Source organism: Pseudanabaena sp. UWO310 (assembly GCF_006861605.1).
Taxonomy (GTDB): domain Bacteria; phylum Cyanobacteriota; class Cyanobacteriia; order Pseudanabaenales; family Pseudanabaenaceae; genus Pseudanabaena.
The window spans coordinates 1-25,962 of sequence record NZ_SELU01000029.1 but is presented as its reverse complement, the minus strand read 5'-3'; the positions used below and the strand labels follow the sequence as shown (position 1 = coordinate 25,962).

Here is a 25,962-nt window from a genome sequence, read left to right as displayed (position 1 = left end):
GTTTAAGGAGAATCGGCAATGTTGACCCAAGATAACCAACCCAAAAATCAAGATCCATCCTTGGAAGCTAAGGAAATTACTAATAATAATGATGGGGCTGATGGGCAAAATGTTGATCGAACCAAACTAGATTCTCCCGAAAATTTACTTGAAGCGCCACCGCCGCTTCCCCTTGCCCCGAATCCTACTAAATGGGGTTGGCGATCGCTATCCCTACGCACTAAAACCACCTTATTAGCCGTATTACTCAGTACGATTCCTGTGGTGGCGATCGGCGGCGTAGCCTCTTACTTTTCCAGTCGTTCATTAGATCAGAGTATTCGGGAAACTCAGCTAAAGAAAGCCCTCGCGATCGCTGATAAAATTAATCGCTTTATGTATGCCCGCTATGGGGACATTCAAGTATTAGCTGCACACCCAATTCTGGCTAATCGTAAAGTACAGGCAGTAATGAGCCAAGGAGAACGCGAAGCAGTTTTGAATGAATATGCTAAGACCTATGGGGTATATAGTCTAGTTGCCTTTGCTGAGTTAGATGGAACGACACCACTCCGTTCTACCATCACCCAAGATCCTGCTCCTAGCATTAAGGAACGTGATTTTTTTAAAACTCCGCTAGCTACGGGACAACCTTTTATCAGTCAGCCAGGTAAATCGACAGTCAATAAGACGGTTAACTTTTTTATATCTGCTCCCGTAAAAGAAACTGGCTCGAATAAATTGATTGGCGTGGTACGGACAAGAATGCCGATCGAAAGCCTTGATAATGTTATCCAAGGGATTTTGGGCGAAGAAGATGAGTATCATTTGATTGATATGGCTGGCAAGGTATTTCTAGCCAAGGAAAAAACTGAAGAAAGTGTTCAATCTAAGGAACTATTTCCTCAGCTAGCAACAGCAATCTCTAACAAAACACCAGAAACCCAAATACACGTTGATCAGATAACTAATAAGACAGAACTATTGACCTATGCGCCATTGAGTACCTATCTCAATATGCCTAATCTGAATTTAGGCGTAATCGTTACGGTTGAGGCTGATGTGGTTTTTAAGTCTCAACGGGATCTCGTAATTACCCTAGCGATAGGAACAGGTGTCACAGCCATATTAGTAGGACTTTTGGCAGCCTTGATTGCCAATCGTGCTGTTAAGCCGATCCGCGACGCGGCACAGGTTGTTGCTCAAATTGGTAGTGGCGATCTGGAGACGCGCTTAGAGGTTGTGGGTGAAGATGAACTCGGCGTGCTATCGAGTAATATCAATGGGATGGCTGATCAAATCAAGTCCCTGATTGATGAACAACAGCAGGAGGCAGCAAGGTTAGAGAATGCTCGTAATGAGGCAAGAACCGAGGCTGACGTACGCGCCGAACAGCAACGGCAAGAGAAGGAATTTCTGCAACGTCGGGCGCTAGAACTCCTCATGGAAGTGGATCCCGTCAGCCGAGGCGATTTGACGATTCGGGCAAATGTTACCGCCGATGAGGTGGGAACGATCGCCGACTCTTACAATGCGATTATTCGTAACCTGCGTAAGCTGGTAATTGAGGTGCAGGGGGCATCACAGTCGGTTACGAAGACCGCAACGAGTAGTGAGCAATCGGTGCGATCGGTATCTACGGAAGCAATTAAGCAGTCCGAATCGATCAATTCAGCATTGCAAGAAGTCAAGATAATGGCGGAGTCGAGCCGAGGCGTAGAGAGTCGGGCGCAACAGGCGGAACAGTCAATGCAAATAACTGTTGCGGTTTTGCAAGAAGGCGATGAAGCCATGAACCGAACCGTGGAAGGGATTTCCGAAATTCGGGAAACGGTATCGGAAACGGCGAAGAAGGTAAAACGATTGGGGGAAACTTCCCAAAAGATTTCACGAATTGTGAACCTGATTAGTAACTTTGCCGCTCAAACCAACCTACTAGCACTCAATGCGGCGATCGAAGCGGCGCGAGCAGGTGAAGAAGGAAGAGGATTTAGCGTCGTTGCGGAAGAAGTTCGCGACCTTGCAGAACAGTCTGCGTCATCAACGGCAGAAATCGAGCAACTGGTTGAAGAGATTCAAGCTCAAACAAACGAAGTGGTTGCGGCGATGGAAACTGGTACCGAACAGGTAGTTGCGGGAACCAAGCTCGTGCAGAATGCCCGTGAAAAACTCACCCAAATTTCTATGGTTAGCAAACAGGTTAACTCCATCGTTCGTGAAATTGCGATCGCTGCTAATAATCAGACTAAAACCACCGATCACATGGGGGCTACCATGCAGGATATTGCCACGATTGCTGAAGATACATCGAAGCAATCAGAAGATGTCGCGCGATCGTTTGCCGAACTCGTGCAAGTTGCGCAAGATCTACAGGTGAGCGTATCTCAGTTCAAAGTCGTCTAAGATCTTCTATTTTCGCAATGACTATTAAGTACCTCAGCATAATTAAAATTCCGATCTAAAACCTTCGGCGCAAGCTGCGCCACAGGTTTTAGGATTTTATATTTAATTAAGCCCACTTACTTAAATTAATAATTAATAATTATCAATTATTAATTTAAAGGAATGGAGATAAAAGATGCTTATTTTCATTCCTTAGAGGGTCAAATAGAAATTCCAATAGAAAGTTAAATAGAAATTCCAATAGAAAATCAAACTGAGATTTCCAAGTTTCTAACCAATCAATATATCGTCCCAGAGCTAGCATTATGTTATTAAAAGACAAGCCCGATATTCCTCCATCCGATCCCACGGCAAAAACGATCCCAACCCAATCAAGATCGATCACTGCGATTAAAGTCAAGGAACCCATACCTCAGCCTCAAGTCCCTTTTTGGAAATGGCCAGCCCAAGCTTGGAATAACCTAGGCGTAAGATGGAAATTATCGATTGTCCTATTGCTAGCTTCGGGGCTGCCTGTATTAATTGTGACGCAAACCCTAGTTAGTTCATCGGAAAAATCGGCGATCAAAGAATTACGGACTTCCCTGAAGGAAAAGGGTTCGTTTTTTGTGTCGGAGTACGTAATGTGGACGAATTCTGAAAGCAAACAGGATGCGGAGGCGATCGCTAAAGCCATTGAAGATAATAATTTGAATGTGAGTGATCCGCAGGAACTCGCCACTAAACGGGCTAGTCTCCCATCCCTTTTACAGATTAGTAGTGAAGGTAAAGATCCAGAGTCAATCAAGCATGTTAAGTTAATTACTGATAATCTCGGACGCAGTATTGAAGGTAATATCCTCGTTCTTGATGAAGATTTTTCTAAGTTTCCACCACTTGCGCCCAGCGGCTCAGAGCTAATAGTTCAATCCTACAAATCGGGAGTCGTTCCCACAGGTACTAATTTGGCGGATCTTCCCATTGTCAAAGATGCGATCGCTACAGGCAAGCCCATGTATGGGATCGAATTGCTCAAATCCAAGGAATTGCAAACTCTCGGCTTGGAGAAACCCGCCAATATTGGCTTGCGTCCTCAGCTCATTCAGGGGCTACCAGAACCGAAGCAACCAGCCCCAGAAGGAAACTATAACGTTGAGCAGGGCAAGTCTGGATTGGTGAGCATGGCAGTATACCCGATCAAGATTAAAGGTCGCGTAGTTGGCACGGCTGTAGTGGGAACTTTACTCAATCGCAACTATGGCATTGTCGATAAGTTCTCTAAACGATATAACATGCCAATTGCATCGATCTTTGCTCAGGATTGGCGCATTAGCACCAATACTCCCTACGTTAACGTAAATACGAAAAATCTTGACAATACTAGAGCGATCGGCACTCGCGCCGCCCGTGAAGTATCGGAGATTGTACTTCAGCAAGGGCAGGATTATATCGGTGAAACTAACGTTGCAGGCATAAATGAGACGGCATTCTATAGCCCTCTTTACGACCATCGGAAGTTAATTGACCCCAATGCTAAACCCATAGGCATTGCGGCGGTAGCGCGTCCCTTTACCGAAATTCAAGAGCTTTTAGCCAAATTGTCCATTGAGGGCTACGGGATTGCCGCAATTTCGATCGTAGTGGCAGGTGCGCTGGGTTTGGCGATCGCTGTTTCTTTTTCCAGTCCCTTACGCCGCTTATCGGGCTTTACGCAAAAGATCGGGAGGGGGGAAATGGGGGAACGTTTGACAGATAGCGAGCGGCGTGATGAGATCGGTACCTTGTCGCAAGAGCTTAATAAGATGGCTGAGCAACTAGAAGTTTTGATTGCAGAAAAACAACTAGAATCGGAACGCATTGCCGAAGCTCGGCAGGAAACTGCTCGCACTGAAGCAGAACTACGCATTCAGGAGCAACGTCAGGCTAAAGAATTCCTGCAAAAACGAGCCTTAGAACTACTAATTGAGGTCGATCCAATCAGTCGTGGGGACTTAACCATCCGCGCAAAGGTGACGGAGGATGAAATTGGCACGATCGCTGACTTTTATAATTCCACAATTAGCAGTCTACGCAAACTCGTACTAGCTGTGCAGTCGGCATCACAATCGGTATCTCACAACGTTGATCGCAACCAAGCAACCATCCAAAACGTATCCCATGGAGCCTCAGAGCAGGTATTGGCGATCGCCCAAACCCTCGAGCGGATTCAAATGCTGACCAACTCCATCGCCAAGGTGGCAATGCAAGCATCTCAAGCTGAAGTACAGGTAAAATCGACGAATCAGGCTCTCGCGGAAGGCGATACCGCGATGAATACTACCGTTGAAAGTTTTACCGTCATTCGGGACACCGTTGCCGAAACAGCCAAAAAAGTGCAACAGCTAGGAGAAGCCTCCCAGAAAATCTCCAAGGTTGTGAAGCTGATTAGCGGCTTTGCTAACCAAACCAATATGTTGGCGCTCAATGCTTCCATTGAGGCGGCAAGAGCGGGGGAGGAAGGAGAAGGATTTGGGGTAGTAGCCAACGAGGTGCGAGCGCTGGCTCAACGTTCGGCAAAAGCAACTACGGAAATTCGCCAACTGATCGAAGAAATTCAAGCCCAAGTTAACGACCTCATCAAAACCATGGCGTTGGGGACAAGACAGGTCAACAGTGGTTCGCAACTGGTGGAAGAAACCCGTCAAAAACTCTCTGACATTGCTAGTTCCAGCCAGATCGTCAACCAACTAGTACGAGAAATTACGCAAACCGCTTCTCTGCAATCACAAACGTCGGATGAGGCAAGCCGCACTATCCAAAACGTTGCCGCGATCGCTAATTCCAATTCTAGCTACGTCCAAGTCCTGAATGATTCCTTTAGCGATCTGCTACAGGTTGCTGAGGAATTGCAAGTCAGTGTCGCACAGTTTAAAGTCAGCTAACCTATTGAAGAGAAGCAACACAGCAACCATGTACAGTTCAGACACAGAAATTCATGATCAAGCCTATCAATTTTTTAAGCAAGAAGCACCTGAATTTTTGCAGACGATTGAAACTGGTTTGCTCTCTCTGCGTGAGGATCGGAGTACCGCCAATGTTCATGCAATTATGCGAGCGGCTCATTCGATTAAGGGTGGTGCGGCAAGCCTTAATTTTGAGGGAATTAAAACGATCGCCCATCAATTAGAAGATGTCTTTCGATCGCTTTACCGCTTTGAAGGCGAAATCGATCAAGATGTCGAGGGTTTGCTGCTGCAAGCCTACGATTGTTTGCGCCTGCCACTCATGGATCAACTGCAATTGGGGCATTATGAAGCGGAATCAGCGATCGCCGCTGCGGAGCCAGTGTTTGAAGTATTAAAACTATACCTAGGTAATACTGACGAAGAGGTTGAATTGCCAACGGCCGCCGAGCTGGGTGTAGATATCGTGCAAATTGTCTTTGAAGGAGATGTGCAACAGGGCATCTTGCGCCTCCAAAATGTCCTCGCCAACCCTGAAGGTGTACCCGTAAAGGGTGAAATTCGCGCCCAAATAGAGGTATTTAATGGCATTGGGGAATTATTAAATTTATCGGGCTTTAAAGCGATCGCCCAAGCCACTCTCCAAGCCCTAGAACATAACCCCGAATATCCCGTTTTAGTGGGTAAGGTTGCAGTTGCCAATTTTGAAGCAGCTCGCGCGGCTGTTTTAGCAGGCGATCGCACCCAAGGCGGTCAACCGAGTCGAGAGCTGATTACCCTTGCGCAATCCGATCTAGACCATGCTGAATCTATAGTTTTTGGTGAAAACTTAAATGGAGATTTAGGTATAGATTTAAGTATAGATTTAAGTATAGATTTAAGCGAAAATTCAAATGAAGATGCGAACGATCCCGAACATTGGTTTCAATCCCTCGAACAGCAAATCGACGATATTTCATTCATAGAATTAGATGATCAGTCCGAATTCCTATCGCAGCTAAACCCTGAAAATGTTAATGGACAGCCTCCTCTATTTACAGAAATGGATATAGAGGATTTTGGGGAAACGTCAAGTTTTGAGGATTTAAATAATATTTCCTCAGAATTAAATTTTGAGCCCCTAGACGAGCCTCACGAATTTGAGAACTTTGACGCTTTAGATATCGATCAAATCGATCAGAACTTCGATATCTTTACCCCAAATTTAGATGTTAGCGAACATGAATCATTAAACGTAAATACAGTTGAGCATTTCGACGATGAGCAAACATTAGAAAACTTACAAGATTTTTTCAATCAAAAAGAGTCAGTATTACCTGAGCCCCAACAGGTTAAACCCGCAAACCCAGCCCCATCAGCCCAGAAACCCGCAAAGCCAGTCGTATCCCCACAGAAATCAGCTAGACAAGTTACTTCTCCACAGAAATCGGCAATGCCTGTGCCGTCACCGAAATCTACAGCGAATATTGCTATTCCCCAAAATACGATTAGTTCTCAAAGAAATGTCGCTCCCTATATCTCTGAAACCATACGGGTTGATTTACCCAGACTAGATCGCCTCAATAACGTTTCCAGCGAATTAGTGACTCAAGAGAATGCTTCGCATCTGCAAAATCAGCAGTTACATTCCAAGATTGCCCGTATTCAGAAACAATTTAAAAGTTTTGAGCTGCTTTCCAAAAATCTTCAAAATTGGCTTGACAAAGCCCAACGAAAACAGGTCGCGACTCAAGAAATACAAACTTCATCTCAACCCCAAACATCCATCGATTTATTAGCTGATTTCGATCCATTACAAATGGATTCTTACAACCGCTTGCATGGTTTTATCCAAGAGGCTCTCGAAGATATTGCCCAGATGGATGAAGGGATGCGCGACATGGCTATGCTCATGCAGCAAACGCAGCAAACCCAACGTCGTAAACAACAAATCTTGAAGCAGTTGCGGTATGACCTACTCTGGGCAAGAATGTTGCCCTTGGGCGATATTCTCAGCAGCTTGCCCCGCATGGTGCGGGAGATGTCCAATAAATATAATAAACAAGTCAACCTCAAACTATTGGGAACGGGGACGTTAGTTGATAAATCCATTCTCGAAAAGCTTTACGATCCCTTTGTGCATCTCGTGCGCAATGCCTTCGATCATGGTACAGAACCGACCCAAAAACGGATCGATCTCGGCAAGCCCCTCATTGCCACCATTGAAATTCGAGCCTATTATCGCGGTAACCAAACCTATATTGAAGTTAAAGATGACGGTCAGGGAATTAATCCTGCCAATATCAAGGCTAAGGCGATTGAAGCAGGGCTATTGGATTTTGAAAAAGCCAATTTGATTTCCAACGAAGAAACCTATCAATTCCTGTTTGCTCCCAGTTTTTCGACCGCAGATACGGTTTCCGAACTGTCGGGGCGAGGGATGGGATTAGCTACGGTCTATGAGCAAGTTCGTAGTCTCAAAGGATCCATTGACATTAAATCTGAGGTCGGTCAAGGTACAACCTTTACGATTAAATTGCCGCTTACCCTCAGTATTGCCAAGTTGTTGATCTTCAGCATTGAAGATCGCTTGCTCTCAATCCCCATTGACACCCTACTAGGGATTGTGATTATCGATCCCGATGAAATTCAAATTATTCAAGGTAGAGAGTTTTATCGTTTTGAGGATCGGTTGATTCCCCTCTATCCTGTGTCTATCTTTGCGGATGGATATCCACTGCCTAAGAAATCCCTAGATATATTTAATACCGAGACTTTCACCGATGAAAATCAGATCACATTATTATTATTTTCCGATGATGTGGAGATTGTCGCTTTGCCAATCGATCGCGTTTTAAACGAGCAGGAATTAGCGATTAAACCTTTTGGTAAAGCGATCGCGCCACCGCCCTATCTATACGGCTGTACAGTATTGGGAGATGGCACACTTGTCCCAGTCATTGATAGTTCGGCTTTACTTGATATCCTGACTCCTGCAAAAGTGCCCGTTGCCTTGTTGCCATTGACCAGCGAGCAAACCCTCGAGCCACCAGCCTTAAAAGCGAGACCAAATGTACTCCAGAGGAAAACCATTCTCATTGTGGATGACTCCCTTACGGCTCGCCAATCCCTCGATCTCACCTTAACCAAATTTGGCTATCAGGTAATCCAAGCTAACGATGGACGCGATGCGATCGATCAGCTAGGAAGACATGCGGAAATTCAGGCTGTATTGTGTGACGTGGAAATGCCCAATATGAATGGATTTGAGTTTTTAGCAGCCTGTCACAAAGATAGCCGCTATCAAAACATGCCGATCATCATGCTAACTTCCCGCAGTGGATCTAAGCATCGCGGTGTTGCTCAGATGCTGGGGGCTTCAGGGTATCTCACCAAACCCTATCTTGAACAAGAATTAATTAAAACTATTCAAAGGCTAACCGTGGAGAAACCCTTGGATCAGCCATTAGAGAAACCAGTCTAGCAATTCGGTTCCTAGCTCTAAAATCCCAATCCTCAACCAAATACTATGCTCAGTAACAAGAAAAAAGAAGAAAAGCTTAAATTTTTAATCTTCTCGATGGGAAATCTCAATTTAGCGTTAGGGCTGGATAGCGTGGTGAAAATTATTCCCTTGCCGACTATCCATCGTAGCGGTAACAAGCTTTTGGGAATAACCACCTATGAGGAGCATGAAGTTTTAGTTATCGATTTATATAAGCAGATCTATGCTACGGAAACTAATATTTCCAAGGGTTTTTTAGTGATTTTTACGGGCAAAAATAGTTTGTATGGTATTACGATCGCCTCTTTGCCCAATGTGGCAGATGTCCCCGTCCATACCTTGCAGGCAATAACCCCCGAATATCGCGATCGCGATTCCCTCGGCATTTCTAGCCACATCATGCAAGTCCCTATCAAAAAATCCGAGCCGCAAACGGTTTTTCTCCTAGACTCCGAGCTATTACTCAAAATGGCATCACCGACCAAGCCCTAGAGAATCCGTAGAAAAAAAGGTTCGCTTGGCGAACCTTTTTTTCTACAATCGCGATTGCTGCTGCCAATGTTGGCGGTAGATTAACTCTAACTGGTTACCAAATTTTATAAATAGCTTACTTTGTTGATCTTGAAAGGCTAAGAACAAGCGGTGAAATGCGGAAGCAAAAATTGCAATGATCAATCCCGTTGCCGTTGTAATCAGGGCTTCGCCGATCCCTTGGGTTAGGGAGCCTGATTTTGTATTGGCAGCCACATCACCAATTTTTAGAGACCCAAAGGAAACAATTAGTCCCGTAATCGTTCCTAATAGCCCTAATAAGGGTGCTAGGGTAATCGAGGCTTCTAGCAGTTTTTCCCCCTTGAGCATTCCCGCTAACTCCTCATCGGCGGTACTCTCAAGGGCAAGGCGAAATAACTCAGGATCGGGATCTTCTAGGGCTAAGGGCGCGTAGAGAAATCGGGCTACAGGCACTTTTAAGGATTGCTCCGCCGCTACCGCAGCGAGTTTGAGATCTTGCCGAGCGATCGTTAAAATATTTTCGGCAGTTTTTTTCTCCTGTCTCAGAATGCCAAACCAAAAGATTAGGCGTTCCATGATCCCAGCCAAAGTAAATACGGATAGAAGCATGAGGGGATACATAACTATCCCACCCGCTTTAATCAACTCAATCACTTGGGGTTGACTCCTTTTCTTCGCGTTCTCGGCTAAGTTGATTGATTAGAGATAGGACTTTAACACCCCGTTCAAAGGAGCGGTCTTCATGGAAGACTATTTCGGGAACACGACGTAGGGCAAGCCTTTGACCCACTTCACGTTTAATAAAGCCTGTTGCGGAAGCCAAAGCTTCCATCGTTTGTTGTCTTGCTTCTTCAGTACCATAGATACTGACAAAGATTTTCACATGCTGGAGATCGCCCGATAGTTCGGCATCGGTGACACTAACCATGCCCATGCCAACGCGATCGTCTTTAATATCTTTGAGCAGCATGTTGCTGACTTCCCGCTTAATTAATTCGGCGACTCGCGCGACTCTTCTAGTAGTAGCCATAAATTTGTACTTTGATAGGCAGATTTGACATGATATCTGAGGAGCTTCAATTATAGACTGTCGTAATGGCAACAATCTTGGCAAGCCCCACTGGGATTGACAGCACAACGAAGATATGCAGATCGCGCATTGTATTTACAACTAACTTGACCGATCGCATAGCCAAACCCATCAATGTAGGTCAGATCAGCGGGGGGCAATGCTGTGAGCTTGAGGGCTAGGGGAGTTGCGATCGCCAAATTTATTTGGCGATAGTGCGATTGCGTGCGATGAAGTATCCATAGGGATAGGATTGGTGGTGCTATACCTATTAATAGAATGATCATTACGTCTAACATATTGTTTCTTCACCCAACATATTGCTGCGAGGCTGTTTAGCTGCGGGTTATTGATGAGCATGAGTCCCAATCGAGATCTGCCATGAGACTATGCTAAGCGATGTCCAGTCCTAGCATTGCTCTTAAGACTAGGGATACGCCAATAAATCCACTGACGATCGCCGTAATCATCGCGATCGCCGTTACGGGTTTTTTAAGCAAGGGAATGATTGGGGCGATCGCTACTGACAAAACACCGCCAATAATTAACACTAAAAATTGAGGGTAGCGGAGTAGGTTTTGAATAAAGTTTTTCATAGATTTTTGCTAGGAGACAAATGGGGAAACCATTGTTCGTCTGGTCGAGTTGTAACTTGTTGATGACTGTGGTTAATTACATTATCTGACAAAAGCTTCGTTAGTGCTTCTGGATGGGTATCCCAGTTTAGTAAACCCGCTAGCCCCATAAATAGCCCAAAGGCGGCGGGGATCATTGACGCACCGTATAGCCAACCTTTTTGGGTGAGCGAGGTCATGGCAAGTAAGGCGATCGCTAGGGCAAAGGCAGCTTCAGACAGATCGAACTGATCGTCATGAATATTCAACTGATCGTAGAGCTTTTCCGCATCTTGAGCCTGTTTCTGCAATTTCTCTTTTTCAGTATCTTGCTTGACGGCTAATGCTTCATACCTAGCAATTTCCTTGTCATACTCAACCCGAATTTTAGGTTGCTGGGACAGAGCTTGCAATTTCAACTGGGCGACGGTGGATTTCGCTACCTCAGCCCTTAAATTACGTGCTTGATAAAATGACCAAGTGTCAATGCGATCGGCTTGAGCTTTTTGCATCGCCTGTACCACATTATCGCTTTTGACCTTGCACACTCCCATAAAGGTGACAAACATCACCACTGTGATGGCTACATAATTATTGAGTTTGTTCTTGTGTTTGTCTTTATGGCGATCATCTTTATGGCGATCGGATGAATCAGGAGATTTTTTTCCATCTCCCGACGTTTTGCGATCGTCATCGTCATCGTCATTATTATCTTCAATAACTTCAGAAATGTCTGATATTTCCATGATTTTTGATGGCTAATTAAGCATAAGTAAACTTAAAATTTAGAAGAGCGTACTGCCCGCGCAGCGGGCGGTACGCTCTCTAGTTTTAGTTTTTAATTATACTGAACTACTTACTAAGTTCTTACGTGATTAGTGATTAAATTGTCAAATTAATAGTAGCAATCCTCTAGTATTAACGTCAGTTCGACGAGCTAAAAACAAGTATTAACACCAGTTTGGGTTAATACCAATTCACGAAAGTTTGACAACACTTTTGTGAATTATAGCGATCGCCAAATGTACTAGGACATAAACCCCAAGAATTGACTGGTGGCGCGAAGCGCCGCCAGTCAATTCTTGGGGTTTAATTTGTCCTAATTCAAGTGACTGTAGCTATAAAAATCAAATTTAAGCACTACCCTTAAGCACTACACAGATTCGCTCCCAATCGACTTTCGCAATTCGATCGCTCCGAAGCACTCAAATCTTCCATCTTTACATCCCGACGTAATACGATGCCGTTATGCGCTGAGATCGATTTCGGTAGCTCTTCATAATTAATCTTTTGCATGGTTTTCATGTCGTAGGTAGTATAGGTAGTCAACTCAGGCGATGAGAAGTTGATATCCATAATTGTCATTGTTTTGCGTGGCGGCATACTACTACCAATATAAGGACGGGGACCAGATCCGAGAAGCCCCGTATGCAGTAATTGCAGCTTGCCTTTATGGGCAGGATAGTAGCCGTGGTCATGCCCGCTAATATAGGTATGGACGTTATTGCGCTCTAGCATGGCACGTAACTGTTCGGTATTTGCCATCACTTCCCCAGGCTCGTCCCGACCGACCGTGACCGCATAGAGAGGTAAATGCCCCAATAAAATTTTGATCTTCGCTGCCTTTGCCGCAGGGCTTTGCAATGCCTTTTCTACCCATTCCAATTTATCTTTGGGAATCAAATCGGATGAACCATCCCAAGTCAAAAAGAAAACATCCTTATATTTAAAAGTGTAATAAAAAGGGAACTCAAAGCGATCGACAAATTCAACCCCAGGATCGTGAGCATTCCAATACTTCGAGGCAACATCGCGATCGCGCGCGAATAAAAATTTCCCAGCAATGCCTCTCGCGCTGGAGGCATCGTGATTTCCCACCGTGAATCCATAGGGCAATTTCGCTTTTCGCAAAGGAGCTGCAATGCGATCGTCAAAGGCCGCCCACATTGCTTTTATCTGATCTTCAGTCAGCGATGGATATTGTCCTGCCACCATATCGCCACTGCAAACTACCATATCTGGTTGCCAAAATGGCAGCAAGGCAAGTCCTTTATCTACCTCTGGTTCGTAATCGGTCGAGCCATAGGAACTATTCAAATCGCTAATTACCGCCAGTCGGATGTCGCCTCGGGGTGGATCGTATAGACCATTTGGAACGCTATCGACGATCGCTTTCGTTGCTGGCGGCAATTCTGTTTTTTTAGGTTTATCTTGATATTTATCTGGAGATTTTGAGACAACGGCAACTTTATTCGCTTCGGCACTAGAGGAAATATTAGGGGAAACATTAGAACCATTATTCAGAGCATTCGGTTCAGCTTGACAAGCATGGAGAATCAACGCCGTTGCCAGTCCAGTGATGATACCCAGAAAAATTCGTAACGACATTTGCCAAGACAACATAATTAAAGTGAAAGTTCGGCACGAACTACATAATGGTTCAAGTTAAATTAAGCATATAATCAATTGCCTTGCAACCGTTAAGGAACTATGCATAATAAAAAAACAGAATCAAAGCCCGTAGCTTGCGGTACGGGCTGTAAGGCTTTATATCAAGGCTTTATAGCAGCGTAAGGTTTGCTTAGGACATATAGCTGCCGCCAGTCTTGTTAGGACAAAATTAAAACCCAAAATAGTGTTGCCGCGCTCCGCGCGGCAACACTATTTTTATTTCCTGATACAGTTGACAGCAGCTATAAAACCCCAAAGATGAGTGGCGGCGCAAAGCGCCGCCACTCATCTTTGGGGCATGGTTAGCGTGAAGCTTGTAAAGCCTTGAGTACTGGGTTCAAGTTGTAAATTGCCATTGTGAGCGCGCGCAATTTCTCTCGACAGGCTCAGTCCCAGCCCAAAGCCTTCTAACCCACGGTTACGGGCAGGATCGGCTCGATGGAATCGATCGAATAGCCGATCGCGATCGCTTAAGGGTATATCATGCGAGCTATTACTGATAGTTATTAACAGAGAGTTATTTTTAACCTTAGTCTCAATCCGAATCCAGCCACCTGTCAGATTGTATTTAATGGCATTGTTCGTCAAGTTTTGCAAAACCTGTGTTAGTAATTCGCGATCGCCCCAAATTTTTAAATCGGGAAGAATATCTAGTTTTAGCGATAGTTCGGGCGCTAAAATCTCGATATCTTCGGTAATTTCATAGAGAATTTGCGAAAAGTTTAACTCGGTTTTCTGTATGCTCATTTTGCCTGCATCGGCAAGGGATAGCAATAGTAATTTGCGGGTAATCGAACTGAGACGACAAACCTCATCTAATAGATTACTGAGAGTTTGCTGCATAGTCGAACCTGTTTCCGTATTCTGTAAAGCAAGTTCTAGTTCACCTTGCAAAATTGCTAAAGGAGTTTTCAGTTCATGGGCGGCATCGGCACTAAACCTTGAAGCTTGTAAGAAACTACGCTCTAAGCGTTCCATCATTTGATTGAATACTTGCGCTAGTTCCACAAACTCTATATCCAGATCCGTAACCGATGTCCGCTGACTTAAACCCTTAGCATTTACCCGACGAATAGTTTCGGTAAGATGTTTGACAGGCTTTAAAGCACCTCCCGATAAAAACCACGCGCCTACCATCATCAATAACAGCGTTAAGGGAATGGCAATCAGAAACACATTTTGAATTGTGCTCATCTCGCGATCGATTATTCCCAAATTAACTGCGATCGCAATTTTTATATAGGGAGTGGAAACAGTTCCCAACCGCCATATTCCCGTGGGGGTTTTGCTTGTAATCAGGCTGGAGATAACCTGAGGCGATTTGAATGTCTCCTCCAATGGACGGGGAGCGGGACGATTAGGGAGACGATCCGCAAATCGATTGTCAGTTGTTCCACTGGTTGATTCTCGATTTTGGAGGAGGCGAGGTGGAGGGCGATCGGAGGGCGGAGTCGGCAAAGTTGGGTTTAAAGATGGCAGTGGTAAACTGGATAAATTATTGGGTAAATTAGATAGTTGTGGTTCTGTTAAATTTACAAATAAGGGGGCAGGATTGAGAGCCGTTTGCCAATTGTTCGATTGATAGATAGTTTTGCCATCGCGATCTTGCACCAATAAGGCGATCGCATTTTGCATCCGATCTTCAAAAAAAGCCGATCGGCGTTGCTCATAAATTTGCCAGTGGTTTAACGGACGGGGGGCGGAAGATTCTCTTAATAATTGATCTTTGATCTCATTATCAATGGTGTTGAGTTTGGATTGATAGAATAACAAATAAGTCACACTACTAAAACCCGCGATCGCAGTTCCCGCAAGTAAGGCGGATAGGAGGGCAATGCGAAAACGGAAGGATCTTAGTTTCATTAGAAGTTCATTATGAGCGTTATGGCTGCGTGTTGATCCTCATGGGTTTTGAGGTTTGCGAAAGCGATAACCGACACCGCGCACACTTTCCAGACATTCTTCACCGCCGACCTTTTCGATTTTTTTGCGAATGCGCTGAATGCAAACATCAATTAAATTGGTGTTCGGATTGAAGTCATAGCCCCAAACATGTTCGAGAATCTGGGTACGGGTAAAGACTCGTCCTGGCGATCGCATTAGGTATTCCAACAAATTAAATTCGCGGGAAGTAAGTTCGATCGCTACTTGTTTGCAGGTAACTTCGCGGGTAAGGCGATCGAGTTTGAGAGGATAAACAACGAGGATATTTTGGCGATCGCCTGAAACCCGACGGACAACGGCATGAATCCGCGCAACTAATTCTTCGACAAAAAATGGTTTGGCAATATAATCATCTGCTCCGAGATTTAAGCCCGATAGACGATCATCAAGTTCATTACGGGCTGTCAATAAAATTATCGGCGTAGTATTTCCTTCCTTACGTAACCCCTTCAGAATTGCTAAGCCGTCTTTTCCCGGAACCATAATATCCAGCACGATCACGTCAAATTCAAGCTCTAGGGCATGGGTATATCCGTCATTTCCATTATTACAATAGTCCACCACAAAGCCTTGTTCTTTTAAGCCAATACATACAAAATTAGCAATTTTTTCTTCATCTTCAATATATAGAACTTTCATATGTAGACCTCTCTATGCTCTAAGTATTTCAGCAGAGCGTACCGCCCACTTACACCAATTCACGAAAGTGTGACAACACTTTTGCGGATTAAACACCAAACCCAGTAAGGTTTTGAGATTCCCAAAATGGCGTTGCCATTTTGGGAATTGGTATTAGCTCTGGATTTTAATTATGCTGAGGTACTTACTTAAATATTCTATGGTCATAGGGGCTAGAGAGGCTCTAGCTCAAAATTACAAATTTGTAATTAAAAATCGGGGGATTTAGTTATTTTAATTAGGTTCAATTCGTAATATTTAGAACGTAGGTATCTCAATCCTAAATGGGTTGTGAGAGGCTTTGGCTCCGCTCAGCCAGTTTGATATTTGAGCGAAATCGAAGTCCTATCTTTTTCATAAATGATTTAGGACTGCTATATCGCAATTTATTGCGATTAAATTAAATTACCGATCAAGACAAACACAGCCCAATAGTAGGGATAGGATAATTTCCCATCTTTGTTGTTATTGGGTAAAGTGCCAACGACTCTAACGCCAACGCGATCCGCCAATCTATATTTGAAGTGTATCTTGAGTATGATGAAACCGATGACAAATGTAGAACTGGTGATTTTTGATTGTGATGGCGTATTGGTTGATAGCGAGTCAATTATCAATCGCGTGTTCGCCGACACTTTAACTGAATGTGGATTTCCCATTACCTATGCAGAGGTCACTCGTTTATTCGTTGGGAAATCCGTGGCAACCTCTATTGAAATCCTCCAACAAATTTATGGAAAACCCATTCCATCTAATTTGTTAGATCTCAATCGAGAACGGGGCATCGTTGCCATGAAGGAGGAACTAAAAGCGATCGCTGGAATTACCGAGATTTTACAAGCGCTTACCCTGCCAAAATGTGTTGCCTCCAATAGCAGTCCTCGTCATATAAGGTTCGCCTTAGAACTAACGGGACTTTTAGACTATTTTGATGGCAAGCTCTATAGCTGTCATCATGTCGATCGCCCAAAGCCTTTTCCTGATGTCTATCTCTATGCCGCAAGTCAAATGGGATATGCCCCAGAGACTTGTCTAGTAATTGAGGACTCCGTAACGGGTGTGCAAGCGGGCTATGCGGCGGGGATGACGGTGTTAGGGTATGCTCCGAGTCACAGTGATTCTTCCCATCGCGAGGACTTAATTGCCGCAGGAGCCAAGCTGGTATTTGAAGATATGCGGCAATTGCCAAGTTTTTGGGGAGCATAGAGTTTGAGAGTATCGGGCTAGTTATACCAACTAAAGAAATGGCTACGCCATTTCTTTACTAGAAAACCCTTACTAGGTTTGGTTTTTAATTCACAGATTTTAATTAACGAAAGTGTTGTCACACTTTCGTTAATTGGTCTAAATCAGAGACTTGTCACCCGCAATGCGGGCGACGGGTCTCTGATTTAGATCGATTTGTTTCTTAAAATAAGATAGACAAGGCTATCTACGAGTTTTTGGGAGGAGAGGGGCATAATCTCTTTACCATACATCAGTTCCTGCGACACCACAAAAGAAACCAACGTGCCGAAAAAGATTTGAGCGATCGCTTCTGAGTCTTGAATTCCTAATTCGGGACGATCATCAAAATACTTTCCTAATAGTTGTCGTCCGCGTTGCATTACAGTTTGATAATAGAGTTTTGCCATTTCAGGAAATCGTGATGATTCGGCAATGACGACTCTTAATAAACTGAGATATTGGTGATCGTCGCTAACCTTGAGGAGATAGGCTTCCGCTACTTGTCGCAATAGTCCCTCGGGATCACCAGTCAACTCTTCAGAATCAAATAGAGTTTGGAAGCGTGAGATGGTAATTTGCTCGATTAGCGCCTTAAATAAACCTTCTTTGTCGTGAAAGTAGCTATAGATAGTTTGTTTAGAAACCCCTGCCTCGATCGCCACCCGATCCATGCTCGTCCCCGCATAGCCATCCCGAAAAAAGACCTGCATCGCTCCCTGCAATATTTTTTCTTGCTTCTGATTACTAGTGTTGTTGATATTCAGGGAGAGGCTTTCGGTAAAGGTCATGGAATTAGCCTAAAAACTTAATCTTATTATACTAGACTGTCTAGTATGATGTAAAAAACTTTAGGCTTTGGCGATCGCAAAAATATGTCACAGGCTGCCCCAAATTCCTCTGAAGCGACTCAGATCCAGCCCGACTCGCACAATTCTGAGCGTTCAACTGCTATTCCAAATTCAAATTCACCGAAGAAAAAGTTTAATCCTCGATTAGCGATTCCGATCGTGCTGGCGATTGGAGCGATCGGCTATGGTATATGGTCAATTTTGCCGAAACCTGCGGAAACGGTTTTACATATTAGTGGGCGATTGGAATCCGATGAAACGGATATTGGCGCAAAGACAGGCGGAAGAATCTCGACGATTTTGGTGCGTGAGGGCGATCCTGTCAAAAAAGGGCAAGTCATTATTGAGATGGAAGATGAAGAAATTCCTGCTCAACTCAGTGGCTTAAATGCCCAAATTGAATCAGCACGCCAAGAGGAAGTGCAAGCCCAAGCTGAAGTTGCTGTTGCCGAAAGTCGCATCCGTGAGGCAACCTTGAACCTGAAACAATCAGAGGGTGATGCCGTTGGACGCATTGATCAAGCTCAATTTACAGTTTCTGCGACCGAGTCAGATTTACGACAAGCGGAAGCTCAGGTTAAGCAGTCGGAAGCGCAAGTCCAGCAGTCGCGAGCCGAGCTAAAGTTAGCTAAAATTGAACGCGATCGCTATGCCGAATTGGTAAAAGAAGGAGCCGTCAATCAGCAGCAGTTCGATCTCAAACAAACGACTTTTTCGACAGCGATGGCGAATGTCGATACAGCCGAAGCCAAGTTGGTGGCGAGTCAGGCGGCGGTGAGGGCGGCAGGCGATCGCTTCCGTGCTGCTCAAGGTGGTTCGATACAGGTGCAATCTACGGGCTTAAATCCTGATATTCGTACCGCTCAACTGGATACCTACTATTTGCAAAGGAGTCAGGCACAGGCGAAATTAGTCGCGGCTCAGGCAAAGGTCAAAAATGCTCAGGCTGCCCGTGATCAGATTCAAAAACGATTGGATTCCTTTAAGGTGAAGAGTCCGATCGATGGCATTGTCCAGAGCCGTCCCCTTGAGTCGGGCGCAGTGGTAGCAACAGGAAAAACTCTGCTTACCGTTCTTGATCCCAATCAAGTCTATCTCAGGGGCTACATTCCCGAAGGTCAAATTGGCAAGATTCGCGTGGGACAAACCGCTAGAGTATTTCTCGATTCCAGCCCCAATAAACCCTTCATCGCCCATGTGTCGCAGATCGATACCAAGGCTTCCTTTACTCCCGAAAACATTTACTTCAAGCAGGATCGCGTTAAGCAAGTATTTGGAGTGAAGTTAGCGATCGATCAGCCTGAAGGCTTTGCAAAGTCGGGTATGCCTGCGGATGCTGAGATTGATTTGAAGTAATTAATTTAACTGAAAGAGTTGCAATATTTTATGTCACTTACTAATGCTCTATCAAGAATCGATACTTTTCTATCTCAAAATTATCCCACCCAGTTTGCGAAATTAGGAGAAGGTTTGAACGAAGAACAAATTAATGATTTGGTTAAAGATATTCCTTGTGTTCTTTCCAAGGAAGTACGTGAATTGTACAAATGGCACAATGGCTCTGGCTATAGTCCGATTTGGGATAATTATTATTACATCAGTTCATTACAGGACGCAGTAGAAATGTATGAGATATTATCTACTTTTCCTGACTCATGGGAACTAAGTTTCTTTTCTCCTTTTATCTTTGATGAAATTGAATTTCTCTTTGTAGACTGCAATAAAGAAGACTCTCCTGTTTGGTATATCTTTTGGGAAGATACAAGCACTGAAATATTATGGACAAGTCTAACAAAAATGATGGAGAGTATTGCTGAGGCATATGAAACGGGAGCCTATTACTTTGATAATGATGACTTAGTAACTGACAATAAAAAATTCCTAGAGATTATGTGGAGAAAAGATCCTGATATTATCATTTCCTTGACTGAACAACTGAGAACTGTAAAAGAAAATCGACTTAATCACATTTCCTGTGGATATAAGAGTATGAAAAGATTTGTTTGGCAAGATATAGCTGAACTATTCAATGCAATTCGAGGAACTTCGGACAATTCAGCCAGAGTTGAAATGCTCCAAGAATTTACCTCAATCTTTTTGGATGAGTGCGATCGAATTATAAATACTCCCTAAAAACAATGTTGCTTACTTCTAATCCCTCAGTTGAAAATTCTATCTCTTTTGATTCTGTAATCTCAGTACGAAATCTATCGAAGCGCTATGGAGATTTCTTAGCAATTAAAGGTATCGATTTTGCAGTTCAACAGGGAGAAATATTTGGCTTGATTGGTCCCGATGGCGCAGGGAAAACCACTTGCTTCCATATCTTAGGTGGCGTAATGGAATCTTCTGGTGGCGAAGTATTGGTATTAGGAGAAACTCCGCGCACTGCTCGCTTAAATATTGGCTATCTCACGCAGCAATTTTCGCTCTATTTAGACTTAAGTATTGATGAAAACCTGCGCTACAGTGCAGGACTGCGACAGGTTCCCGAAGAACAATTTGAGCAAAGACGCGATAAGTATTTGCGGTTGATGAGTCTGGAGCGGATTGGAGATCGCCTTGCAGGTCAATTATCGGGTGGGATGAAACAAAAGCTGGCTCTCTGTTGTGCCTTGGTGTCCCAGCCTCGTTTGCTATTGCTAGACGAACCGACTACAGGAGTCGATCCCGTATCGCGCCGTGAGTTTTGGGATGTGTTAGCTGCCCTTGCCGATGATGGGATGACCATTGTCGTAGCAACACCCTATCTCGATGAAGCCGAGCGATGTAATCGCATCGCCCTGATGTATGAAGGACAAATTAGCGAAATCGGCACATTACCGCAATTACGCGCCAATCTGGGATTGCAGCGTTTAGAGGTACGCACATCGGCACTGGCGGCGGCGGAAGAAGTGCTTTTAGAAACGGCAAGGGGGCGATCGAGTATTGCGGATGTGCAGACCTTTGGCGATCGCTTAGATGTGCTGGTAGAAAATCTAGAAGCGGACGAGCGAGCCGTGAGACAGGCGTTTAGTGAGAGTTTAGTCCCGATTGATAGCATTCAAGCCAGCGACGCAACCCTTGAAAATGTCTTTGTCACCAGACTGCGACAGCAAGGCTCTGATCCCTTATTCCTGCCGTTTCCGCGCTCTAAAGCCCAGAATTTGAGTGAGGCGAGAATGGATAATGTGGCGATCGCTGCTAGAAATCTCCAAAAGACCTTTGGCAAATTTCGCGCTGTGAAAGAGGTGAATCTGGAAATTCGCTATGGCGAGATTTACGGACTGCTGGGCGCGAATGGCGCAGGTAAAACCACGACGATTAAAATGCTCTGTGGCTTGCTGGAAGCGACGAGCGGCAAAATGACCTTAGCAGGACAGAGTCAGAATTTGCGCAGTAGTGCGTTACGGAAACGGATCGGCTATATGAGCCAAAAGTTCACGCTCTATGACGATCTCAGCATCCTTCAGAATTTAGAATTCTATTGTGGCGTTTACGAAGTTCCTCAACATTTACGCCAACAAAAAATTGCTTGGGTCTTAGAAACCTGTGGACTTATGGGGCGGGAAAATATGCTGACGGGTAAGCTTCCGGGGGGATGGAAGCAGCGTGTCTCCTTTGGGGCTTCGGTGATGCATGAGCCAGAAATTCTCTTTTTAGACGAGCCGACTTCTGGAGTCGATCCTTTGGCGCGGCGGCAGTTTTGGCGCACGATTAATGATTTTGCACGGCAGGGAACGGCGATTTTAGTGACCACGCATTATCTAGAAGAAGCGGAACAATGTAATCGCATGGGCTTTATGGTAGCGGGTGAGGTGGTCTTGCAAGGTTCGCCTACGGAGGTCAAAGCCGCCCAAGTCGGGCAGTTAATCGAACTGAAGGTCGATCGCAATCAACAAGCCGCTAATTATCTAAAAACAATTCTGGAACCTTGGCGCGTCTCCATCTTTGGCGATCGCCTCCATGTGGTGCTAGACGATCCATTGGTCGAGTTGCCACAAATGCGATCGCATCTTGCCGAGCATGACATTCAAATTTTTAGCGATCGTCCCGTGCCGTTCTCTCTTGAAGATGCTTTTATTGGCACGGTACAGCGATCGGAGGCAGGGATATCTCATTTATCAGAATAATATGAAAAGAATTCTCTCTCAATGTAGTAAGGAACTATCGCAATTTAAGCGCGATCGCTTGACCTTGGCTTTAGCATTTTTACTGCCATTGATTACGCTATTTATTTTCGGCTTTGCCATACGTCTAGAAGCGAAGAATATTCCCCTTGTGATTCAAGATTACGATCGCAGTCCGATTAGTCAACGCTATGTCGCGAAGCTATTTGCCACCAATCAATTTATCTTTGTGCCTTGGAATGTGAATGACTCGGTAGAAATAGCCCTTGATCACGCGATCGCTAAGGCAGGTGTAATTATTCCCCCTGAGTTCAGTCGCCGCATTGCCGCAGGAAAAATTGCCGATGTCCAAGTCCTTGTCGATGGAACCGATAGCAACAATGCCAGAGTTATCAAAAATAGCATCAAGGCGACAACTAGTGATTTTATGCAAGCCGAGGGTTTAATTCCTGACAATAATTTGCTAACCACTAGCTCTCGTCTATGGTTCAATCCTGGCAGACAGGAATCTCTCTACATCGTTCCTGGAGTCTATGCGGTAGTGTTATGGATTTTCCCTTCCCTGCTATCGGCGATCGCCATGGTTCGCGAAAAGGAGCGTCAAACGATTTTGCAGGTTTATGCTTCGAGCATGAGTTCTACGGAATTAATTTTAGGCAAAGGCTTAGCCTACCTGATCATCAGTATGGGCATCGCGCTCTTGGTAATGACTATTGGGGCGATCGTCTTTAGCTTAAGCTTTGCGGGAGATCCTACCCCTTTACTATTTGCCATTCCCACTTACCTATGGGCTAGTGTTATGTTTGGATTAATGTTAGGTACGCGAACGAACAATCAAAACGCCGCCGTACAGGGGGTTGCCCTTGTCGGGTTTTTAACAGCTTTGCTCCTATCTGGCTTTATCTATCCTTTGAGTAATATACCTTTTCCGCTTTCTCTACTGCCTAATGTCATCCCTGCTCGATATTTTATTGAAATTACTCGAGATGCCTATGTGCGCGGCACTGGTTGGATTGGAGTCTGGTTTGCCGAGATTATGATTTTTGCGATCGGGATGGTGTTCTTTAATATCGCTCGAAGAGTTTTAAGCAGAATGCAACTTCCAGATTAAAGATTATTGAATTCCAAGTTATTGATTTTTCCCTTAAGCAAGTAAAAACAGGAGGATAACATAGTGATTGAAAAACCTGAGAAGACTACTAGGTTGGCACTACAGGATGCAGTCAGTGAGAACAATATAGATATAGTATGCTCACTGATCTCCAAAAAATTGGTAAGTCTGAAAGATCTTTCGTATGCACTATCAATTGCAGCTAGTTATGGGCAGGAGAAAATGGTTCGGATATTAATTGATTCAGGCGCTGATGTTAATAATTATTATGGCGGTGGAACTACTTTAACAGAAGCCGTTACTGAAGGACATATTGAAATTGCCCGTATGTTGATTGAAGCTGGGGCAGATATGTCTTTGCCAGAATATGGAGAGGTCTCTCATCCCTTAGCAGAAGCTGCTAGTAAAGGCGATATGGACATGGTTAAGCTTTTAGTCGAAGCTGGCGCAAATGTTAATCAAATATCTCGAAGTTCAGGAGAATATGCACTAGATGCAGCAGCAGGTAGTGGACATATAGAAGTCTTCAACTATTTAGCTCCTTTAACTAGCCCAGAGTTACGAATTGAAGCTGAAAGGATCCTCCCTTTGGGTATTCATGAAAGAGAGCTAGAAGAAAATGTCGATCCACTTGTGAGAGAATTGTCAGATTTTGTTCATAATGAAGATCTAAATGGAATTAGGGAAACCCTAGAAAAGGGTGTAAATGTTAATGGTTTCGACGAAGTTGGAAATACCGCTTTAAATATAGCAGTCTGCAAAAACAACTTGGAAATAGTTTCTATGCTATTGAGAGCAGGAGCAGATCCAAATCAGGCAAATGATGTGGGTTACTTGCCTCTAGACTATTTTAGAAGAGACGACATTACTGCACTCTTAATTGCTGCTGGAGCCAAAAATGAAGACTAACACTATAGCGCAAAGCAACAACAAAGAGATATTTTTATAGCACGACGAATGAAGTCGTTTACTCCAAAAACTTATCAAGCTTCTTGAGTCCTAACTTTAATACAATCCAAATATATGAATATAGGTTTTAGCTGGTTCTTTGAAAGTCGCTTTTGGGCTTTGGTACGGAAAGAAATCAATCAAATTTTACGGAATAAACAGTTAATTATTTTATTGGTTTTTCCGCCAACAATTCAATTACTAGTCTACGGATTTGCCCTCAATCCTGATGTGCATTTTCTAAAAATGGGTGTCGTGGATTATGCGCGATCGCATGAAAGTCGAGAGCTAATATCCGCCTTTACTGAAAATCGGATTTTCACGTTAGCGCAGGTTCTATCTAGTGAAAAGGAGTTAGGACAGCAAGTAGAACGCGGCAAACTCACCGTAGGCATCGTCATTCCCCCCGAATTAAATCGGAATCTTGCCAAAGATCATCCCTCAGAAATCCAAGTACTCATTGACGGTGTCGATGCCAATACGGCGGGGATTGCCAATGGTTATGTCAGTCAAATCGTCCGTCAGTATAGCGCCAAACTATCAGGGCAATCCTCCACACCACCAATTGACTCCCATGTTACATTTCTCTACAATCCTGGCTTAGCAAGTAGCTGGTTCTTTGTTCCTGGCGTAATCGGACTGGTACTAACCTTGATTGGTTCGATTGTTTCCTCCATAACCCTTGTGCGGGAAAAGGATACGGGAACGCTGGAACAATTGCTCATGACTCCCTCAGAGCCTTGGGAGATTCTCCTATCCAAAATTGTGCCATTATTTGTATTATTGATGGGTGATGTCTTTCTTGCCCTTGGTTTAGGAAGATTTGTGTTTGGGATTCCCTTTCAAGGGAGCTTTTTACTCTTCTTGATCTTGTCAGGGCTTTATCTCTTTGTGGGTATTGGTGTGGGGATCATGCTAGCCACCGTATGCCAATCACAGCAGCAAGTGGTACTCACTACATTCTTCATTAATTTACCTATGGTGCAGTTGTCAGGAGCGATCGCCCCTGTCGAGACGATGCCTGAATTTTTTTACTATCTCTCATGGTTTAATCCCCTACGACACTATGTAGCGATCGTGCGTGGCATTTTGCTCAAAGGAGTTGGGCTAGAAGCCCTATGGATGCATGTGGTTTCCCTTGCAATTTTTGCTGTCCTCTTGCTAACTATCAGTGCCAGAAAATTCCGCAGCCAACTAAGCTAACGTCAGTTCGGGTTAAGCTGGCAAATTTTAAAAAAGCCCCAAAATAAAAGCCTTGCTACGCAAGGCTTTTATTTTGGGGCTTTGAGAAAGGGTTTGCTGTGCAAGCCCTTTCTCAAAGCCCGCTTCAAATTATCCCGAACTCACGTTATACCAATTCCCAAAATGGCAACGCTATTTTGGGATTTTAAAACCCTTACTGGGTTTTGTTTTCAATTACCAAAAGTGTAGCCACACTTTTGGTAATTGGTATTATACCAATTCCCAAAATGGCAACGCCATTTTGGGAATCTCAAAACCTTAATGGGTTTGGTTTTGAATTCAGGCACTGGTCAGTAAATTAGTGATGTGAGAAAATAGAGGCAGAGACAAGGAGAAAGCAATGAAATGCCCCCACTGCCAGAGCCAAAAGATCATCAAAAATGGCAAACATCACCACCAAGATGGCAAAGCTATCCAGAAC

The 25,962-nt window shown here is 44.3% G+C and carries 20 protein-coding genes; 11 read left to right on the top strand and 9 right to left on the bottom strand.

The genetic code is table 11. From position 1 onward, the window contains the following. The first annotated feature begins 18 nt into the window (after positions 1-18). The 4 genes from PseudUWO310_RS11440 to PseudUWO310_RS11425 all read left to right on the top strand — a co-directional run bounded on the left by PseudUWO310_RS11440 (position 19) and on the right by PseudUWO310_RS11425 (position 9,279). Positions 19-2,382: a methyl-accepting chemotaxis protein gene (locus PseudUWO310_RS11440; protein WP_142601297.1), complete on the top strand. Its 2,364-nt coding sequence runs from the start codon at positions 19-21 to the stop codon at positions 2,380-2,382. Between the two features lie 305 nt (positions 2,383-2,687). After that, positions 2,688-5,282 carry a methyl-accepting chemotaxis protein gene (locus PseudUWO310_RS11435; protein ID WP_142601294.1) on the top strand — a complete coding sequence of 865 codons (2,595 nt, stop codon included), beginning with the start codon at positions 2,688-2,690 and terminating at the stop codon, positions 5,280-5,282. Positions 5,283-5,310: 28 nt separating this feature from the next. Then, positions 5,311-8,766, top strand: coding sequence for a hybrid sensor histidine kinase/response regulator (locus tag PseudUWO310_RS11430; protein WP_190315989.1), 3,456 nt, complete (start codon positions 5,311-5,313; stop codon positions 8,764-8,766). A 45-nt stretch (positions 8,767-8,811) separates the two neighbouring features. Next, entirely contained in the window at positions 8,812-9,279 is a 468-nt protein-coding gene (locus PseudUWO310_RS11425; protein WP_142601289.1) for a chemotaxis protein CheW, read from the top strand. A 42-nt stretch (positions 9,280-9,321) separates the two neighbouring features. Here PseudUWO310_RS11425 and PseudUWO310_RS11420 read toward each other — a convergent pair whose 3' ends face one another. The 8 genes from PseudUWO310_RS11420 to PseudUWO310_RS11385 form a co-directional block, all read right to left on the bottom strand. Then, positions 9,322-9,954: a MotA/TolQ/ExbB proton channel family protein gene (locus PseudUWO310_RS11420; protein ID WP_142601287.1), complete on the bottom strand. Its 633-nt coding sequence runs from the start codon at positions 9,952-9,954 to the stop codon at positions 9,322-9,324. Further along, positions 9,947-10,330 (bottom strand): 30S ribosome-binding factor RbfA, encoded by a 384-nt coding sequence (gene rbfA, locus PseudUWO310_RS11415; protein ID WP_009627305.1) that lies wholly within the window; start codon positions 10,328-10,330, stop codon positions 9,947-9,949. The genes PseudUWO310_RS11420 and rbfA overlap by 8 nt, the downstream gene beginning before the upstream one ends. A gap of 50 nt (positions 10,331-10,380) precedes the next feature. Next, entirely contained in the window at positions 10,381-10,668 is a 288-nt protein-coding gene (locus PseudUWO310_RS11410; RefSeq protein WP_142601284.1) for a DUF6464 family protein, read from the bottom strand. A 93-nt stretch (positions 10,669-10,761) separates the two neighbouring features. Next, positions 10,762-10,965 (bottom strand): DUF751 family protein, encoded by a 204-nt coding sequence (locus tag PseudUWO310_RS11405; RefSeq protein WP_142601282.1) that lies wholly within the window; start codon positions 10,963-10,965, stop codon positions 10,762-10,764. Next, positions 10,962-11,729 (bottom strand): DUF4337 domain-containing protein, encoded by a 768-nt coding sequence (locus PseudUWO310_RS11400; RefSeq protein WP_142601279.1) that lies wholly within the window; start codon positions 11,727-11,729, stop codon positions 10,962-10,964. Before PseudUWO310_RS11400 ends, PseudUWO310_RS11405 begins: the two co-directional genes overlap by 4 nt. Positions 11,730-12,129: 400 nt before the next feature. After that, positions 12,130-13,386, bottom strand: a complete 1,257-nt coding sequence (locus tag PseudUWO310_RS11395; RefSeq protein ID WP_142601277.1) for a metallophosphoesterase family protein — start codon at positions 13,384-13,386, stop codon at positions 12,130-12,132. Positions 13,387-13,719: 333 nt separating this feature from the next. Beyond that, on the bottom strand, positions 13,720-15,297 hold the full coding sequence (locus PseudUWO310_RS11390; RefSeq protein ID WP_142601274.1) for a sensor histidine kinase: 1,578 nt from the start codon (positions 15,295-15,297) through the stop codon (positions 13,720-13,722). A gap of 39 nt (positions 15,298-15,336) precedes the next feature. Further along, the gene (locus PseudUWO310_RS11385; protein ID WP_142601272.1) at positions 15,337-16,017 is read right to left on the bottom strand and encodes a response regulator transcription factor; all 681 of its coding nucleotides are present in this window, start codon (positions 16,015-16,017) and stop codon (positions 15,337-15,339) included. 588 nt (positions 16,018-16,605) lie between these two features. Between PseudUWO310_RS11385 and PseudUWO310_RS11380 the strand changes: the two genes are divergently transcribed. Further along, the gene (locus PseudUWO310_RS11380) at positions 16,606-17,262 is read left to right on the top strand and encodes an HAD family hydrolase (protein WP_223805630.1); all 657 of its coding nucleotides are present in this window, start codon (positions 16,606-16,608) and stop codon (positions 17,260-17,262) included. Positions 17,263-17,447: 185 nt separating this feature from the next. Here the strand turns inward: PseudUWO310_RS11380 and PseudUWO310_RS11375 are convergent, their stop codons facing one another. Continuing rightward, positions 17,448-18,071 (bottom strand): TetR/AcrR family transcriptional regulator, encoded by a 624-nt coding sequence (locus PseudUWO310_RS11375; RefSeq protein ID WP_142601267.1) that lies wholly within the window; start codon positions 18,069-18,071, stop codon positions 17,448-17,450. 84 nt (positions 18,072-18,155) lie between these two features. On the opposite strand from PseudUWO310_RS11375, the gene PseudUWO310_RS11370 reads away from it, so the two are divergent. From PseudUWO310_RS11370 to PseudUWO310_RS11345, 6 genes are all read left to right on the top strand, one after another. Beyond that, on the top strand, positions 18,156-19,487 hold the full coding sequence (locus PseudUWO310_RS11370) for an HlyD family secretion protein (RefSeq protein WP_142601265.1): 1,332 nt from the start codon (positions 18,156-18,158) through the stop codon (positions 19,485-19,487). Between the two features lie 30 nt (positions 19,488-19,517). After that, entirely contained in the window at positions 19,518-20,264 is a 747-nt protein-coding gene (locus PseudUWO310_RS11365; RefSeq protein ID WP_142601262.1) for an SMI1/KNR4 family protein, read from the top strand. Positions 20,265-20,269: 5 nt separating this feature from the next. After that, positions 20,270-22,243: an ATP-binding cassette domain-containing protein gene (locus tag PseudUWO310_RS11360; protein WP_142601260.1), complete on the top strand. Its 1,974-nt coding sequence runs from the start codon at positions 20,270-20,272 to the stop codon at positions 22,241-22,243. 1 nt (position 22,244) lies between these two features. Continuing rightward, a complete protein-coding gene (locus PseudUWO310_RS11355; RefSeq protein WP_142601257.1) occupies positions 22,245-23,351 on the top strand; it encodes an ABC transporter permease in 1,107 nt (368 codons plus the stop codon). 63 nt (positions 23,352-23,414) lie between these two features. Then, positions 23,415-24,260 (top strand): ankyrin repeat domain-containing protein, encoded by an 846-nt coding sequence (locus PseudUWO310_RS11350; RefSeq protein WP_142601256.1) that lies wholly within the window; start codon positions 23,415-23,417, stop codon positions 24,258-24,260. Positions 24,261-24,374: 114 nt separating this feature from the next. Further along, positions 24,375-25,502 (top strand): ABC transporter permease, encoded by a 1,128-nt coding sequence (locus PseudUWO310_RS11345; protein ID WP_142601254.1) that lies wholly within the window; start codon positions 24,375-24,377, stop codon positions 25,500-25,502. Positions 25,503-25,962: the final 460 nt, after the last annotated feature.

Bases quoted from the DNA above. Each gene is read 5' to 3' on its own strand.
- PseudUWO310_RS11395 (WP_142601277.1), bottom strand. From the start codon at position 13,386: ATGTTGTCTTGGCAAATGTCGTTACGAATTTTTCTGGGTATCATCACT.
- PseudUWO310_RS11365 (WP_142601262.1), top strand. From the start codon at position 19,518: ATGTCACTTACTAATGCTCTATCAAGAATCGATACTTTTCTATCTCAA.
- PseudUWO310_RS11360 (WP_142601260.1), top strand. From the start codon at position 20,270: ATGTTGCTTACTTCTAATCCCTCAGTTGAAAATTCTATCTCTTTTGAT.
- PseudUWO310_RS11430 (WP_190315989.1), top strand. From the start codon at position 5,311: ATGTACAGTTCAGACACAGAAATTCATGATCAAGCCTATCAATTTTTT.
- PseudUWO310_RS11440 (WP_142601297.1), top strand. From the start codon at position 19: ATGTTGACCCAAGATAACCAACCCAAAAATCAAGATCCATCCTTGGAA.
- PseudUWO310_RS11410 (WP_142601284.1), bottom strand. From the start codon at position 10,668: ATGTTAGACGTAATGATCATTCTATTAATAGGTATAGCACCACCAATC.
- PseudUWO310_RS11355 (WP_142601257.1), top strand. From the start codon at position 22,245: ATGAAAAGAATTCTCTCTCAATGTAGTAAGGAACTATCGCAATTTAAG.
- PseudUWO310_RS11405 (WP_142601282.1), bottom strand. From the start codon at position 10,965: ATGAAAAACTTTATTCAAAACCTACTCCGCTACCCTCAATTTTTAGTG.
- rbfA (WP_009627305.1), bottom strand. From the start codon at position 10,330: ATGGCTACTACTAGAAGAGTCGCGCGAGTCGCCGAATTAATTAAGCGG.
- PseudUWO310_RS11380 (WP_223805630.1), top strand. From the start codon at position 16,606: ATGACAAATGTAGAACTGGTGATTTTTGATTGTGATGGCGTATTGGTT.
- PseudUWO310_RS11400 (WP_142601279.1), bottom strand. From the start codon at position 11,729: ATGGAAATATCAGACATTTCTGAAGTTATTGAAGATAATAATGACGAT.
- PseudUWO310_RS11425 (WP_142601289.1), top strand. From the start codon at position 8,812: ATGCTCAGTAACAAGAAAAAAGAAGAAAAGCTTAAATTTTTAATCTTC.
- PseudUWO310_RS11435 (WP_142601294.1), top strand. From the start codon at position 2,688: ATGTTATTAAAAGACAAGCCCGATATTCCTCCATCCGATCCCACGGCA.
- PseudUWO310_RS11370 (WP_142601265.1), top strand. From the start codon at position 18,156: ATGTCACAGGCTGCCCCAAATTCCTCTGAAGCGACTCAGATCCAGCCC.
- PseudUWO310_RS11390 (WP_142601274.1), bottom strand. From the start codon at position 15,297: ATGAAACTAAGATCCTTCCGTTTTCGCATTGCCCTCCTATCCGCCTTA.
- PseudUWO310_RS11375 (WP_142601267.1), bottom strand. From the start codon at position 18,071: ATGACCTTTACCGAAAGCCTCTCCCTGAATATCAACAACACTAGTAAT.
- PseudUWO310_RS11345 (WP_142601254.1), top strand. From the start codon at position 24,375: ATGAATATAGGTTTTAGCTGGTTCTTTGAAAGTCGCTTTTGGGCTTTG.
- PseudUWO310_RS11385 (WP_142601272.1), bottom strand. From the start codon at position 16,017: ATGAAAGTTCTATATATTGAAGATGAAGAAAAAATTGCTAATTTTGTA.